Raw genomic sequence first — 14,426 nt, 5'->3', positions numbered from 1 at the left:
TTCCGCGCCGGTTGATCGCCTAGTCGCGCGATGCGTCCTCGTCATCCGGAGGCACGTCTTCGAGCGCGCGGTATGCCGCGCCATCCAAGTCCTCGAACTGTCCGGAGCGCAGGGCCCAGAGGAATGCCCCGAGCCCCAAGGCTCCGAGAAAGAGAGCGGCAGGAACAAGCCAGGCAAGTGCGGTCATGGTCTCGGTCCTCCGGCCAGCCGGGTCGCATTGAGCGTCACGAGAATGGACGAACTCGACATTACGATGGCCGCGATCAAGGGCGTGACGAAACCCGCCATCGCAAGGGGTACGCAGATCGCATTATAGACCAGGGCCACACCGAAATTCTGAAATGCCATGGTGCGGGCGCGGGAGCCTGTCTTTATAGCCTCTACCACCGGCGACAGCGCGCGCCCCTGGAAAATGAAATCGGCGGCCCGTTGACTGATATCGGCTGCGGTCGCCGGTGACATGGACGCATGGGCTGCGGCAAGCGCGGGGGCGTCGTTCAGCCCATCGCCTACCATCAGGACCTTGCGGCCCTCGTTGGCGCAGTCTTCGAGCCACGAAATCTTCCCGGCCGGCTTGAGTTCGCCGACGAAGACGTCGATCCCGGCTTCGCGGGCCGTGCGCGCGACAACCCCTTCCCGGTCTCCGGACAGAAGCGCGACGGCAAGTCCGCGCGCCTTGAGCGCCGCGACGGTCTCGGCGGCATCAGGGCGCAGCCGGTCGGCAAATCGGAAGCAGACGGGCTCGTCATCCCCGCGCCGATACCAAACCTCAGCCGTTTGTCCGGCAGCGCCTTCGACACCGCACCAAGCGGCCGAACCGAGTCGCTCCTCGCTACGCGCCGTCTTGACTGACAGACCTTCGCCCGGCGTCTCCTCGACGTCGCGTGCGACCTCGACGGATCCGAGACGTTCCTCCGCTGCCGCGACAAGCGCGCGAGAGAACGGATGGCGGCTTCCGCTCGCGAGCGACGCAGCGGCGGCAAGCGTGTCCGCCGGAACGTTCCCGGCATCGAGTAGTTGCGGTTCGCCAAGCGTCAGCGTGCCCGTCTTGTCGAAGACAACGGTATCCACTTCGGCGATGCGTTCGAGCCCATCGGGGACCTTCACCATGACGCCGCGCTTGAACAGCCGCGATGCCGCCGCGATCTGAACCACGGGCACGGCGAGAGCGAGCGCGCAGGGACAGGTGATGATCAACACGGCGATGGCGTAGGTGAGCGCCGTCTGCCAGGACGCGCCGAAGACAAGCCAACCGACGAATGTCGCGAGGCCCAGCCCGTGCACGGCCGGCGCGTAAATCTGCGCCGCCCGGTCGGCCAGAACGCGATAGCGGGCCTTCCCTTGCTCGGCTGCCATCATCAGACGGCTGATCTCGGCGAGCAGCGTGGCGTCGTCAGCAGCGGTCACCTCGATCTCGAGGCTGCGCGTGAGGTTCAGCGTGCCTGCATAGACTTCCGCCCCATCGGTGACGCCGACGGGCATCGTCTCGCCGGTGATCAGGCTTTGATCGACCTCGCCGGTCCCATGCGCAACGACGCCATCGGCGCCGACGCGTTCGCCCACGGCGACGAGAATTCGGTCGCCCGGCCGAAGCGCGCTGGCCGGGACCTTGGTCTGGCTCCCGCCCTCGGCCACGAGCGTGACGATCCCGTTCTGCAGGCTGAGGAGATTTTGCGCCTCGCCGCGCGCGCGGACCCGCAAGGCTTCGTCGAGATAGCGGCCGACGAGGAGGAAGAACAGCAATGTGACGGCAGCATCGAAATAGACCTGCTCGCTCGCCTCCATCGTCTGGTAGATGCTCATGCCCGTCGCCAGGATGATGGCGAGCGAGATGGGCACATCCATGTTGAGCCGGCGCCCCTTGAGCGCCGAGTAGGCCGATACGAAGAAGGGCTCGCCGGCATAGATGACTGTCGGCAAGGCAATCAGCGCGGACAGCCAGCGGAACATTTGTGCAAGCGCCGGATCCATGTCGCCCCCTTCGCCGGACCACACGGCGATGGAGATGAGCATGATGTTCATGGCGGCGAAGCCTGCCACCGCGACGCGCCGAAGCAGGTACTTCTGGCGCTGGTCCCCGCGATCCTCCTTGGATTCCTCCAGGGTCGCGGCTTCGAACCCGACACGGTCCAGCGCCGCGATGACGTCGGCCTCGCACGTGGCGGCCGGGTCGTAGGTCGCCGTCAGCCGCTTGGCGGCGAGCGAGGCTCGCGCCGTCGCGACACCGGGAACACGCATGGCGGCCCGTTCGACGGAGCGCAGGCAACCGCCGCAATGCATGTCCTCGACGGCGAGCGTCATGGTGGAAGGTTCAGCGTGCTGGATAGGCTGTGCGCGCGGGCCGGACTCTTTGATCTGGGCGCTATGAGCCTCCGTCATGGCCCGTCGGCAACGATCAATCGCTTTTTCAGGCGATAGACCGGTGAACCGCCCTCCTGCTTCGAGGATTCCACGCTGAGAATCCAATTGCCGGGATCGAGGGTCACATCGGAGACGTACACCCCTTCGCGCCATTCGCGGAATGTCACGACGCGATCGTCGGAATCAACGGCTGGCCGGGCGAGCCTGCCGGACAGCGCCAATCCCGTGACGGGCGCCGCAGCGGAATCGGTGAAGTGCAAGGTGACCCGGGCGGCACTCTTGTCGTAGTTAGCCTTGGCCGACCAGCCCAACGCGGCCTGCTGCTCCGCTTCGGCGATGGTCTCGTTGTAGTTGAGGCCGCTGCGATACGGGTTCGGGCGGTCGCCCCCGCTGAACGTGGAAACCGCGTAGTAGACGAGCAAACCGTTGGCCACGAACATGATGCCGAAAAAGATCACGAGGCCGATCAGCACATGACGGCCCGTCACGCTCCGTGGGAATGGCGCGGCCGCCATCATCGTCTCGCCTCGGGCTTGGGCGGCCCCTGGAAGGTCGCGCCATGTTCGGTGCTCGTTCCTGTCGCGATGTCGGTCACGACGAGCTGGAACGGGGTCGCCTGCTCGGGCAGCGCGCGGACGCCGGCCTTGTCCAGGGCGATGTAGAGCTTGACGGCCTGCAGCTGGTCCGGCGGAACCGGCACGACACCACCCTCATGGCCAACCATCTGGACACTCGCGCCCGTCAGACCGGATACGCCGATCTTGAAGGCACGCGGGACGTACTGCTTGTTGAGAAGCTTGACTTCATAGCCGTTGCGCACGCCACCATCGGAGAGTTTCACATAGAGCGGATTGCGGTCGTGCAGGACGTTGACCTCGAGCACCGGCCGCATTGCAAGTGCGACAATCATGATGATGCTGACCAGGGCAATGGCGCCGGCATAGAGCAAGACGCGAGGCCGCAAGAGACGCAACGGCTCGGCATCCTTCGCACCGGCATCGAGATTGCGAATGGTGTCGTAAGCGATCAGACCGCGGGGCCTGCCGACCTTGTCCATGATTTCGTCGCAGGCATCGATGCACAGTGCACACTGAATGCATTCGAGTTGCGCCCCGTCGCGAATGTCGATACCGGCCGGACAGACGGCGACGCACTGATTGCAGTCGACGCAATCACCCCTGCCCTCCCAGGATTGGCCCGCCTTGTGTGGACCGTGAGGTTCGCCGCGCCATGAGCGGTAGGAAATCAGCAGGGAATCGCGATCGAACATTGCGCCCTGGATGCGCGGCCACGGGCACATATAGACGCACACCTGCTCGCGGGCGATGCCTCCCAACACGTAGGTCGACAGCGTGAACAGGCCGATGAAGAAGTAGGCTGCAGCCGGCGCGCTGAACGTGACGAGCTGCTTGGCCAGGGTCGGCGCATCGGCGAAGTAGAAAACCCATGCGCCGCCGGTTGCGATGGCGATTGCCAGCCAGGTCAGATGCGTGGCGCCCTTCCGCCAGACCGTTTCGAGTGCCCAAGGATGCTTGTCGAGGCGTAAGCGCGAGTTGCGGTCACCTTGCCAGTAGCGCTCTACGGCGATCATCAGATCGGTCCAAACCGTCTGCGGGCAGGTGTAACCGCACCACACGCGGCCTGCCACGGACGTAACGAGAAACAGCGCCAACGCCGCCAGCACCAGCAGGCCCGTGACGTAGTAGAACTCCTGCGGCCAGATCTCGATGAAGAAGAAATAGAAGCGGCGCGCCGGCAGATCGATCAGAACGGCCTGGTCGGGCAGATAGGGCCCGCGGTCCCAGCGTACCCATGGCAGCAGGTAGTAGATGCCGAGCGTGACGGCCATGACGATCCACTTGGTCGTCCTGAAACGGCCATGAGCCTCTTTCGGATAGATTTTGGTGCGGCCGGCGTAGAGCTGCGTCCCCTCTTTTGAGGAAGACGCGCTGCCGCCGCTGCCCAGCTCGACATTTGCCATCTTCATTCCAAGTTACGCCCGGACGCTACTGACCGCCACCCAGGGAGTGTACGTAGATCGCCAGTTCCTTGATCGTTGCCGGATCGAGCCGGCCGGACCAGGCCGGCATCATGCCGCGCGGGCGTTGGTGATCGTTTCGACGATGGTGTCTTTGTCACCGCCGTACAACCAGAGCTCGTCCGTGAGATCTGGGGCGCCGAGCGCCTGGTTCCCGCTGCCGGCCGGACCATGGCAAGCCGCACAGTTGGTCGCGAAAATCTCTTTGCCACGCGCCGCCGCCTCGGCATCGTCCTCATTGCCAGACAGCGACATCACATATTCAGCGGTGTCGGAAACCTGCTCGCGGTTGAGCATGCCGAGCTTGCCGAAAGCCGGCATCATGCTCATGCGCGTGGACGAATCCTCGGCGCGAATGCCGTGCTGGATGGTCTGGTGGATCGCCTCGAGTGAGCCGCCCCAAAGCCAGGCATCATCGCGCAGGTTCGGGTAGCCGAAGGCGCCCTGGGCACCGCGACCGTGGCACGGAGCACAATTATCGCCGAAAGCCGCCTGACCACCGGCCAGCGCGAAGTTGAGCAATTCAGGATCGGCCTTGATCGCCTCTAGATCGCTGTCGGCGATCTTGTCCCGGAAGACTGCCTTCTCGGCTTGCGAGGCGGCCACGTCGTCCGATACCTGGCCGCGCTGGCTGTAGCCGAAAAATCCCTTTGTATATGTCGAGGCCGTGGGCCACGCCGGATAGACGATCCAATAGCCGATTGCCCAGACGATGCAGGCGTAAAATACGTAAAGCCACCACTTGGGCAGCGGGTTGTTCCACTCCTCAATGCCGTCCCACTCGTGACCGGTGGTTCCGACCTCCTCCGAGGGTTTGGGTTCCTTGTTGGCCATTGCTCAGCTGTCTTTCCCGTTGTCGGACTCTGGGTCGTCTTCCAAAGGCAGCTTGGCCGCCTCATCGAAACGCTTCTTGTTGCCGGGCCAGAACGCGTAGAGAACGACACCGGCGAAAAGCACGATGAAGAAGATGAGCGCGGCTACCTGGCTGATCGAAGCAACTTGTTCGTATTCCATCGTCCCGTCCTCACCTCAGATTGGGGCCGGCTTCGTCAAAGCTTGCGAAGTCGACGAGCGTCCCGAGCATCTGCAGATATGCGATCAGAGCATCCAACTCGGAGATTTCGTCCGGATTGCCATCGAACGGCCCTGTCTGCGCCTTCGGATAGCGGGCCAGCAGTGCCTCCACGTCACCGGACTCTTTGCCGGCCTGCGCCTCGAGATCGGCCTTCGCGGACTCGATCATCTCCTCCGTATACGGCACGCCGACCGCGACGTTGGTCTTCAACTGTTCCTGGATGTCGTCATAGTCCAGGGCGGTGTCCGCCAGGAACGGATAGCCGGGCATGACGGATTCGGGCACCACCGCACGCGGGTTGATCATGTGCTCACGATGCCACTCGTCCGAATACTTCCCGCCGACACGCGCCAGATCGGGGCCCGTGCGCTTCGATCCCCATTGGAACGGATGGTCGTACATGCTCTCGGCGGCCAAGCTGTAGTGCCCGTAGCGCTCAACCTCGTCGCGCAGAGAACGGATCATCTGGCTGTGGCACAGATAGCAGCCTTCGCGGACGTAGATGTTGCGCCCCACCAGCTCCAGCGGCGAGTACGGCCGCATGCCTTGCACCTTCTCGACCGTCGAACTCAGCCAGAACAGAGGCGCGATTTCGATCAGACCGCCAATGCTCACAACGATGAGGATGCCGATCAGCATCAGCATCGGGCTTTTTTCAAGGACCTCGTGTCTTCCCCAGCTCATTGTCCTCTCCCTACTCCGCCGGCGCCGTGTATTCGCCGGGCCGGAACTCAGGAGCCGCAGCGACGGACGGTTGATCGGTCGCATCGACGGGCTGATCGCCACGGGCCGTGCGCCACAGATTGTAAGCCATCAACAGAGCACCAAGGACGAACAGCAATCCGCCTATGGCCCGGATGATGTAGAACGGGTGCATGGCCTCGACCGTCTCCACGAAGGAGTATTCGAGGAAGCCGAGCGAGTTGTAGGCGCGCCACATCAGCCCTTGCAGGATTCCCGAGACCCACATGGAGGTGATGTAGAGCACGATGCCGAGCGTGGAGATCCAGAAGTGCCACTCGACCAGGCGCTGTGAGTAGAGCGCCTTGCGGTGCCACAGCCACGGCACGAGGCAATAGAGCGCGCCGAAGCTGATATAGGCGACCCAGCCGAGCGCACCGGAGTGCACGTGCCCAATCGTCCAGTCGGTGTAGTGCGAGAGCGAGTTCACCGACTTGATGCTCATCAGCGGGCCTCGAAGGTCGACATGCCGTAGAAGGCGACGGCTACGATCAGCATGCGGATAACCGGGTCGGTGCGCAGCTTGTCCCAGGCGCGGACAGCGTCATGAGACCGTTGATCATGCCACCCCAGGACGGCATCCACAGGATGATTGAGAAGGTCATGCCCAGCGTCTGCGCCCAGTCCGGCAGCGCCGTGTAGTGCAGGTGATGCGGACCGGCCCAGATATAGATGAAGATCAGCGACCAGAAGTGGACCACCGACAGGCGGTAGGAATAGATGGGCCGCTCGGCGCGCTTGGGCACGAAGTAGTACATCATGCCGAGGAAGCCAGCCGTCAGGAAGAAGCCCACCGCGTTGTGGCCGTACCACCACTGGGTCATGGCGTCCTGGACGCCCGAATACAGGATGTAACTCTTCGTCCCTAGCAGCGACACCGGCACCGCCAGATTGTTGACGATGTGCAGCATGGCGACGGTGACGATGAACGCCAAGTAGAACCAGTTCGCGACGTAGACGTGGGGTTCCTTGCGCCTGGCAATGGTGCCGATGAAGACAAGAAAATAAACGACCCAAACGAGCGTCAGCCACAGATCCACATACCATTCGGGCTCTGCGTATTCCTTGCTCTGCGTGACGCCGAGCAGATAGCCGGTGGCCGCCAGAACGATGAAGAGCTGATAGCCCCAGAATACGAACCACGGGGACCACTTACCTGCCAGGCGCGCACGGCAGGTGCGCTGCACCACGTAGAAAGACGTCGCGATCAGCGCATTGCCGCCGAACGCGAAAATGACCGCCGACGTGTGGAGCGGCCGCAGGCGCCCGAAGCTCGTCCATGGCAGATCGAAGTTCAGGGCCGGAAACGCCAGCTGCCAAGCGATGAGGTCGCCCACGATGAAGCCGGCAATGCCCCAGAACACCGTCGCGATGACGCCTGCCCGGACGACGCCGTCGGCGTACCCGCTGGTGTCTGCGGGCTCACGCGCCTCGACGAACTGGGTCAGCATATAAAGAAGTGCAAGGCCCGATGCGCCGAGCAGGACGCAGCCATGAAACTTCATGGCCAAGCCGTCGCCTGCTATCGCAAGGACGAGACCGATGATAACGAGAAATGCTGCGGCCCCAATCGCGAGAATGTCCGACAGCGCTTTCCACTCATCCCGCTGAGTCGATGCGGCCATGTTCCCAACCCCTTAATCTCAAGCCTTGCCCAGATCCCCACCGGTGGCGCAGAGCCCCGGAAGCATCGTCAGTCCCGCGTCAGCCATCGCGGTCCACTACAACTTCGTTACACGCCGACCGCTGCCGGCATACCTTGATCCAGCGCAAGCTTCGGCGATCCCCTACGATAGTAGGAGTGTCCGCTTGCTGCTTATTCGTTTCGCAAGCTCATGATGTAGGCCGCGACGTCCTCCAGCTCATGCTTGGTAATCGGAATAACGGGCATCGGATGCTTGGGGATGGCGATCCGCGCTATGATATTGCCCTCGGTCTGATCGGGCTGGTCTGCGATTTCTTGGAAACTCGGCACGTCGGCGACGGCTTTGGTCTGTTCGCTGGAGACCAGGTGGCAATTCGAGCAGACGCTCTCGGCAACCGCTCTGCCTTGTTCGAGGCGCTGCTTGTTCGCGGCCGGCTCCTTCGCTTGCGCCGCTGAAGCAAGACCAACCAGCAGTACGACCGCCAGGAGAGCGCTAACGCCAAGCGATTGCCGAAATCCGCGAAAAATCATGTAGCCATTGCCTCCAGCTTCTGCATGTCGAGCACCGAGACCTGCCGGGCCGATTCGAGCTTGATGATACCGGCGTCTTTCAGTTCGGCAAACATTCTCGACACCGTCTCAAGGGTTAGCCCGAGATAGTCCGCAATGTCGTGGCGCGGCATGGCCAGCTGCAGGGAGCGATCGGAACCTGTGCGGCGCACCATCTCGATGAGAAACGCCGCAAGCCGTTCCAGCGCGTTTTTCCGGCCGAGCAGCAGCAGATGATCCTGGGTCTGCCGCAGGCCGATCATGGTGCGGTTGAGCAATTCGCGCACGAAACTGCTCGAAGGCGTGGTGCTGATCAGGCTCTGCCATCTATACGCGAGAACCTTCACCGGCCCGATTGCCTCGGCCGATACGTGGTGCACATCGTCCACCTCGAAGCCGAACATGTCGCCCGGAAGATGGAAGGCACTGATTTGCCGGCGACCGTCCGGCAGAAGCTTCGAGACGCGGACAACGCCCGAGACGATCTTGTAGACGTAGCCGGCGGTTTCACCCTCGGCGAAGATCTCGCTGTTGCGCGCGAAATTGAGCGGAACGCTCGATGTGTGGAAGTCGCCTTCGTCGCGCGGCTGCGGAACAACCGACCGTGCGGGCAGCACCTGGTTCTGAGGAAGGTCGACGGCGGGATTTGGCGTCAGCATGATAACCCCCGAAAGGTTAATTTGACTGACGTCAGAGATAGAGATGTTTGCGCTCGATCAAAATTCGGGCCGGCTCCCTAAGGGAAACTACGTAGCCCGGCGCTCATCAGGACGGCAGTTTGGACCGGCCAAAATCTCTCTTAGATTCAATCGCTTGCCGTATGGTCTCAAGCATGACCCCGCCGAGGATCGGCTTCTCGAGGACCGTGGTGACCCCGCCTAGCCTCGCTTTGGCAAGGATCTGCTCGGTCTTTTGGGAGACCATGAGGATGATCGGGACACAGGAATCGCAGGGGAGCTTCGAGTCGCCAGCTTCTGCGACGCGCGAAAAGACGTCTTGGTCCAGCACCACGCAGGCGCTGCGGACACAGGGCGCCCGCAGGAGTGGCGAAAGTGCGTGCTCATCGCAGAAGCGCGTCTCATATCCTTCGAGCTCCAACGAAAATCGCAGGCTATCGGCGAGTATCCCGTCGCCAACGGCAATAAGCACCGTACCAGTCTGGCTCATATGCCTCCCCCAACATCGGCCCTCGCCCAGCGGTTCACCCCGTGCCAATGCCTGCAGCCTAGGCGGCGGAGCAGGTGCGGCATTGAGCCACGTCAAACGGACATCGAGGTTGGAAACGGCGCGCTCTTTGCGGCCTTAGCCAGCGCTGTCGCCGGCGGGGCCCACATGGGCAAGAACCGCCATGCGCACCAGTTCCGAGAGGCTCTTCGCCTGCATCTTGGTCATGAGGTTCGCACGGTAGACCTCAACCGTTCGCGGGCTGATGCCGTAGGCGGCGGCGATGGTCTTGTTGGCCTGACCCGCCACTAGGCCCTCAAGAACCTGGCGCTCGCGCTCGGACAAGCTGGCGAGCCGGCTCAAGACCTCCTGCATTGAGTTGTCGCCATCTCCGCTGGCCCTCTTGAGCGCGGATTCCACTGCCCTGAGCAGCACCTCGTCCTCGAAGGGCTTCTCGATGAAGTCCACCGCGCCTGCCTTCATGGCCTCGACCGCAAGCGGAACGTCGCCATGGCCCGTGATAACGATCGCCGGCAGGCAATGCACTTTATCTTTGAGCCGGCCGAGCAGTTCGATCCCCGTCATATCCGGCATGCGGACATCCGTGACGAGACATCCGCACAGCATCGGATCGAGGGCCTCCAAGAATGCGCTGGCCGAATCGTAGAGCCGAACGGGAAGGCCAGCCGAGCCGAGCATGAACGCCAGGGACTGACGAACCGCCTCGTCGTCATCGACGATATGCACGACGGGATTGGCTGGCATCACACGGGTTCCTCGCGTCCGGCCGGCTCCAGAGTGAACCGGAACACCGTGCCGCCGCCGGGGTTCTTCTCGACCCACATGCGTCCCCCGTGCGCCTCGACCAGGCGCTTGGAGATCGACAGCCCCACACCCATGCCATTGGTCTTGGTTGTCACGAAGGGCTGAAAGAGCTGGTCGGCGATGTTATCGGAGATGCCGCTTCCGGTATCGGCGACCGTCACTTGCACCATCGGCTCCCCCGTCTCGTACGTATCCGCGGGGGATCGGGCCGTCGAGACCAACAAGATTTTCGGATCGCTGCCTTCCATCGCCTCGATGGCATTGCGCATCAGGTTCAGAAGGACCTGCTGGACCTGCACCTTGACAACCATCACATCCGAGACCGAGCTATCGAACTGGAAGCTGGGCTTCACGCCCTCGTCCTTGGCGTCGATGAGCGCCAAGGCGCTGGTTTCCTCGACAAGATCGTTGATGTTTTCCGGTTGGCGAACGGTTTCGTGATGCGTCACGAAATCGCGGAGTTGCCGGATGATGTCGGCGGCGCGCAAGGTCTGCTTCGTCGTGGCGGCAAGCGCCTCGCGTACCATGGCGACTTTCTCATCCTCGATGGATTCCAGCAGACGGTTGCAGCCTTGCAGATAGTTGGAGATGGCCGTCAACGGCTGATTGACCTCATGCGCCAGGGTCGAGGCCATCTCGCCCATGGCGGTCAGCGCGACAGCCGCGCCAACTCAGTCTGCAGATCCTGTAATTGCTTCTCCGTTCTCTGACGTTCCGTCAGGTCGCGAATGAAGCCGGTGAAAAACCGCTGCTCGCCCGATCGCATCTCGGCGACCTCGAGCTTCATCGGAAAGGTGGATCCGTCCTTGCGCGCGCCGGTCACCACCCGGTCGAAGCCGATGATGCGCTTCTGCCCGGTTTGGAGATAGCGCGAGATATAGGCGTCATGCTCTTCGCGGAACGGCGAGGGCATGAGCATCGCCACGTTCTTCCCAGCAACCTCCATCTCGTTGTGTCCGAAGAGGCGCTCGGCCGCGGCGCTGAAGGAGCGGATCATGCCCGTCTCGTCGATGACCACGGTGGCATCGGGAACGGTGTCCAGGATCGACCGCAGATGGGCCTCTCGCGCACGGACCTCTTTGGCGCTGCGGCGGCTGCGCAGGCGCGTACGCCGCAGCAACTCGCCCAACCAGGCGATCCCGATTCCGACGCCGCTGAAAATGCCGAGCTCGGCCAGATCCGGAAGGTCGGCCGTGCTGTGTGGAATCAGTGCATAGCCGATTGCCGCCGACAAAAACGTCGCCAGGAGACCGGGGCCGATGCCGCCGAACCCGGCCGCGATGGCAAGGCCGGGGATAAAGATGAGGAAGGACGCGCGCCCTTCGAGCCACGGGTACAGGCCCCAGGCAAGGCAGGCCATGCCCACCACGGCCGCGACGGCGACGCCGTAATGTACGGCGCCCGCCTCCGGGTTCAGGATCGCACGCCGTAGCTGCTCGACTGAGCCGAGGGGGCGCTTGTTCGATACAGGTCCATGCATTGCCCGGACATTAGCACTTTCGCGCGGCGCGCGAAGGTCGGGCGTCGGTCCCTCGGGTGCCCTACTCGACCCGTTTGACAGGGGTGGCCTTCGCCCCTTCGTCCGTGACCGGTGTTCCGGGCCGATAGGCGGTCTTGGAGTAACCGTCTCCGTCTTGGGTGAGCTTGGTCGTCCAGCCGGTGGTCCATTTGATGACGGCGCTTGCGCCGTCCACCGACCACGCCCCTTCGAGGACATGGCCTTGCTTTTCGCCGTGCGCTTTGGAATCGGCCGCGAGGGTGATCGTGAAGGCGTTGCCCTTCGTATCCTCAGTCACATATGTCCCCGCCCAGTCGCCGGCGAACACGGCGCTGACGCTAAGCAGCGTCAGAAGCATGGCGGCAAAGATGCCGAGGAATTGTTCGTGCTTTGTCATGGATGTTTCTCCCCTGGGGTTCATCGGCCCGCTTGGCGATCCTAGCGTGACTTCTTTCTGCGCCGGTCGACTTCCCGCTGGCTCACTTCTCCGGACTGGACCAGCGCACGCACGCATGCGTCCGACAACTTGTCGCCGTGCCGGTTCATGCAATTGCGCAAGGCATTGGTTTCGAGTCCGTACTCGCCGCAATACTTCTTGTAATCCGCCCGGCAGTACTTGCGCACCGCATCGCTGTAGGCGGAGGCGTTGGCGACGCCCATCTGGGCCGCGCCCGCCAAGAACGAAACGATCGCGACGATGACGAAATTCTTCATAACGGAATTGTCCTCCCGGTTGTCTTCGTGCTGCTCCCCCGGGGCGGCGTCGGTCACACCTACGCTCTTCTCTCTTCCTGGCGTTGATGCCAGTCAAGATATTGCGCCTCAATGGTGCCGCTCACGGAGCCTCATAGGCGATTTGCCATAGCTCGCATGATTCCGGCAAGCGAGGGGCCGCGCGCAATAATCATCACTCTGTGCTAGACGGGGTCGGGGCAAGCGAGCATCAGGGGGACTTCATGACATCGGCGACCGATCCGGCCGGCCGGAAGCATAGTTTCTGGCTGGTTGTCGTGGCGGCTTGCGTGGGCGCATTCGCTGTCGCCTACAACACGACGGCCGTCATGACCGCCCTTCCGGCGATGAAGTCGGAACTCGATCTCGATCTCGACACGCTGCAATGGGTGATCAACATCTACATGCTGTTCGGTGCGGCGACGCTGGCAGCCATGGGCCATCTTGGCGACACGTTCGGCATGGCTCGTATCTTCCTATGCGGCATTGCCTTTTTTGCACTCGGCTCGATCACCATCGCCTGCGCGGACGGGGCAATCCTGCTGCTTGTGGGACGCGCCTCCCAAGGACTTGGCATTGCCGCCGTCATGGCCGCTTCCGTTGCTCTGATCAGCCGATCGACCCCCGCCGACCAGCGCGCATCCGCCCACGGCGTGTGGGCCGCCGCCGTAGCCTTGGGTTTCGCTCTCGGGCCGCTGATCGGCGGGGCGCTGACCGATGGCATCAGCTGGCGGGCGATCTTCGTGCTCGATCTGGCGATTCTCGGAACGGCCGCCCTGCTGTGCCTGTGGGTCATGCGCGCCGGACTGACGCCGGCCGTGCTCGAGGGCGGCAAGCGAACCGACTTTGCCGGCATCGCGCTACTGTTCGTGACGCTTGCGGCATTCCTCTATGCCCTGACCTGCGGCCCCCTATACGGCTGGACCTCGCTGCAGGCGCTCGGTCTGTTTGTGCTCACATTGATGGCCGGCGCGGGGTTCGCGGCCCGGGAACTCTATTCGGCGGATCCGCTCGTCCGTTTCGACTTTTTCCGCTATCGGAACTATTCGGCGGCGGCGGCCGGCATGTTCTTGAGCGGGTTCACGCAGATCGGAATTCTCTTCTTCGTCAACTATTACATTCAGGCGCCGGAGGGTCTGGGCTTCAGCGCCCTGCAGGCGGGACTCGCGCTCCTGCCATTCACGGCCGTGATGTTCGTGGTCTCCCTCGTGGCGCCACACACTATTTCACCGAAGCGCTATAGCATTTGGGCGACCGTCAGCATGGTCGCCCTCGCGATCGGCTTCTGGCTGATGCACGGCGTCGATCACCAGACGCCGTTTGAAGACATCTGGTGGAGGCTGACCTTCATCGGTGTCGGCGTGGGGCTGACGATGACGCTCCTGCCCCGGATCGGTTTGGACGCCCTGCCCGACACCAATGCGGGACAAGGCTCCGGTGTCGTCAACACATGTCTTTATTCAGGGCTCGCGGTCGGAACGGCGCTTGGCGCGGTCGTCGCGCTCCAAACCAAGCGCCGCATCATCGATCCGTTTATCGATGGCATCGGCAGCGCGCTTCCCGATGCGCATGCGTTGAAAGTCACGTTGGTCCACGGCTCCGAGAGCCAAGTCACCAAGGCCCTGGCGCAACTCCCGGCCGGGGACGCGTCGAAGGTTCAATCGGCTCTGTTGCGAGCGTTCGATGCCGGCTTCTCCGGCGTCATGATCCTCATGACCGCAGCCGCGCTGATCGGCGTGGTTCTCTGCGCTGTCCTTATCCGCTCTCGGAAGACACCGTCCTAGCCCCCGCGCACGGC

Annotated in this window: 15 protein-coding genes and 2 pseudogenes; 1 reads left to right on the top strand and 16 read right to left on the bottom strand. The window is 63.0% G+C overall.

The window, feature by feature from the left end; genetic code table 11:
• Positions 1-19 precede the first annotated feature (19 nt).
• From ccoS to AUC70_RS08220, 16 genes and pseudogenes are all read right to left on the bottom strand, one after another.
• Entirely contained in the window at positions 20-187 is a 168-nt protein-coding gene (gene ccoS / locus AUC70_RS08290; protein ID WP_069444393.1) for a cbb3-type cytochrome oxidase assembly protein CcoS, read from the bottom strand.
• Positions 184-2,379 carry a heavy metal translocating P-type ATPase gene (locus tag AUC70_RS08285; protein WP_083241404.1) on the bottom strand — a complete coding sequence of 732 codons (2,196 nt, stop codon included), beginning with the start codon at positions 2,377-2,379 and terminating at the stop codon, positions 184-186. Before AUC70_RS08285 ends, ccoS begins: the two co-directional genes overlap by 4 nt.
• Positions 2,376-2,879, bottom strand: a complete 504-nt coding sequence (locus AUC70_RS08280) for a FixH family protein (protein ID WP_083241403.1) — start codon at positions 2,877-2,879, stop codon at positions 2,376-2,378. The genes AUC70_RS08285 and AUC70_RS08280 overlap by 4 nt, the downstream gene beginning before the upstream one ends.
• Positions 2,876-4,348: a cytochrome c oxidase accessory protein CcoG gene (gene ccoG / locus AUC70_RS08275; protein ID WP_069444391.1), complete on the bottom strand. Its 1,473-nt coding sequence runs from the start codon at positions 4,346-4,348 to the stop codon at positions 2,876-2,878. Before ccoG ends, AUC70_RS08280 begins: the two co-directional genes overlap by 4 nt.
• Positions 4,349-4,367: 19 nt before the next feature.
• Positions 4,368-5,233, bottom strand: a pseudogene (gene ccoP, locus AUC70_RS08270) (cytochrome-c oxidase, cbb3-type subunit III).
• Positions 5,234-5,236: 3 nt separating this feature from the next.
• Positions 5,237-5,413, bottom strand: a complete 177-nt coding sequence (locus tag AUC70_RS08265; RefSeq protein ID WP_069444390.1) for a cbb3-type cytochrome oxidase subunit 3 — start codon at positions 5,411-5,413, stop codon at positions 5,237-5,239.
• 10 nt (positions 5,414-5,423) lie between these two features.
• Positions 5,424-6,158 (bottom strand): cytochrome-c oxidase, cbb3-type subunit II, encoded by a 735-nt coding sequence (gene ccoO, locus AUC70_RS08260; RefSeq protein WP_069444389.1) that lies wholly within the window; start codon positions 6,156-6,158, stop codon positions 5,424-5,426.
• A gap of 10 nt (positions 6,159-6,168) precedes the next feature.
• A pseudogene (ccoN, locus tag AUC70_RS08255) lies at positions 6,169-7,840 on the bottom strand (cytochrome-c oxidase, cbb3-type subunit I).
• 191 nt (positions 7,841-8,031) lie between these two features.
• Positions 8,032-8,391 carry a c-type cytochrome gene (locus tag AUC70_RS08250; protein ID WP_069444388.1) on the bottom strand — a complete coding sequence of 120 codons (360 nt, stop codon included), beginning with the start codon at positions 8,389-8,391 and terminating at the stop codon, positions 8,032-8,034.
• Positions 8,388-9,068, bottom strand: coding sequence for a helix-turn-helix domain-containing protein (locus AUC70_RS08245; protein WP_069444387.1), 681 nt, complete (start codon positions 9,066-9,068; stop codon positions 8,388-8,390). The genes AUC70_RS08250 and AUC70_RS08245 overlap by 4 nt, the downstream gene beginning before the upstream one ends.
• Before the next feature lie 106 nt (positions 9,069-9,174).
• Entirely contained in the window at positions 9,175-9,576 is a 402-nt protein-coding gene (locus AUC70_RS08240) for a DNA-binding transcriptional response regulator (protein ID WP_069444386.1), read from the bottom strand.
• A gap of 135 nt (positions 9,577-9,711) precedes the next feature.
• Entirely contained in the window at positions 9,712-10,338 is a 627-nt protein-coding gene (fixJ, locus tag AUC70_RS08235) for a response regulator FixJ (protein ID WP_069444385.1), read from the bottom strand.
• Entirely contained in the window at positions 10,338-11,042 is a 705-nt protein-coding gene (locus tag AUC70_RS17950) for a sensor histidine kinase (RefSeq protein ID WP_141702027.1), read from the bottom strand. The genes fixJ and AUC70_RS17950 overlap by 1 nt, the downstream gene beginning before the upstream one ends.
• A 5-nt stretch (positions 11,043-11,047) precedes the next feature.
• Positions 11,048-11,878: a PAS domain S-box protein gene (locus AUC70_RS17945; protein WP_158007404.1), complete on the bottom strand. Its 831-nt coding sequence runs from the start codon at positions 11,876-11,878 to the stop codon at positions 11,048-11,050.
• A gap of 61 nt (positions 11,879-11,939) precedes the next feature.
• Positions 11,940-12,293, bottom strand: coding sequence for a hypothetical protein (locus AUC70_RS17125; RefSeq protein ID WP_069444384.1), 354 nt, complete (start codon positions 12,291-12,293; stop codon positions 11,940-11,942).
• A 41-nt stretch (positions 12,294-12,334) separates the two neighbouring features.
• Positions 12,335-12,667 (bottom strand): hypothetical protein, encoded by a 333-nt coding sequence (locus AUC70_RS08220; RefSeq protein WP_083241402.1) that lies wholly within the window; start codon positions 12,665-12,667, stop codon positions 12,335-12,337.
• Positions 12,668-12,852: 185 nt separating this feature from the next.
• Between AUC70_RS08220 and AUC70_RS08215 the strand changes: the two genes are divergently transcribed.
• Entirely contained in the window at positions 12,853-14,412 is a 1,560-nt protein-coding gene (locus tag AUC70_RS08215; protein WP_069444383.1) for an MFS transporter, read from the top strand.
• The last annotated feature ends 14 nt before the right edge of the window (positions 14,413-14,426 follow it).

The organism is Methyloceanibacter stevinii, from assembly GCF_001723355.1.
In the GTDB taxonomy this organism is placed as follows: Bacteria; Pseudomonadota; Alphaproteobacteria; order Rhizobiales; family Methyloligellaceae; genus Methyloceanibacter; species Methyloceanibacter stevinii.
Note: the sequence above shows the minus strand (reverse complement) of the source record. Positions and strands in the feature narration are given on the sequence as shown.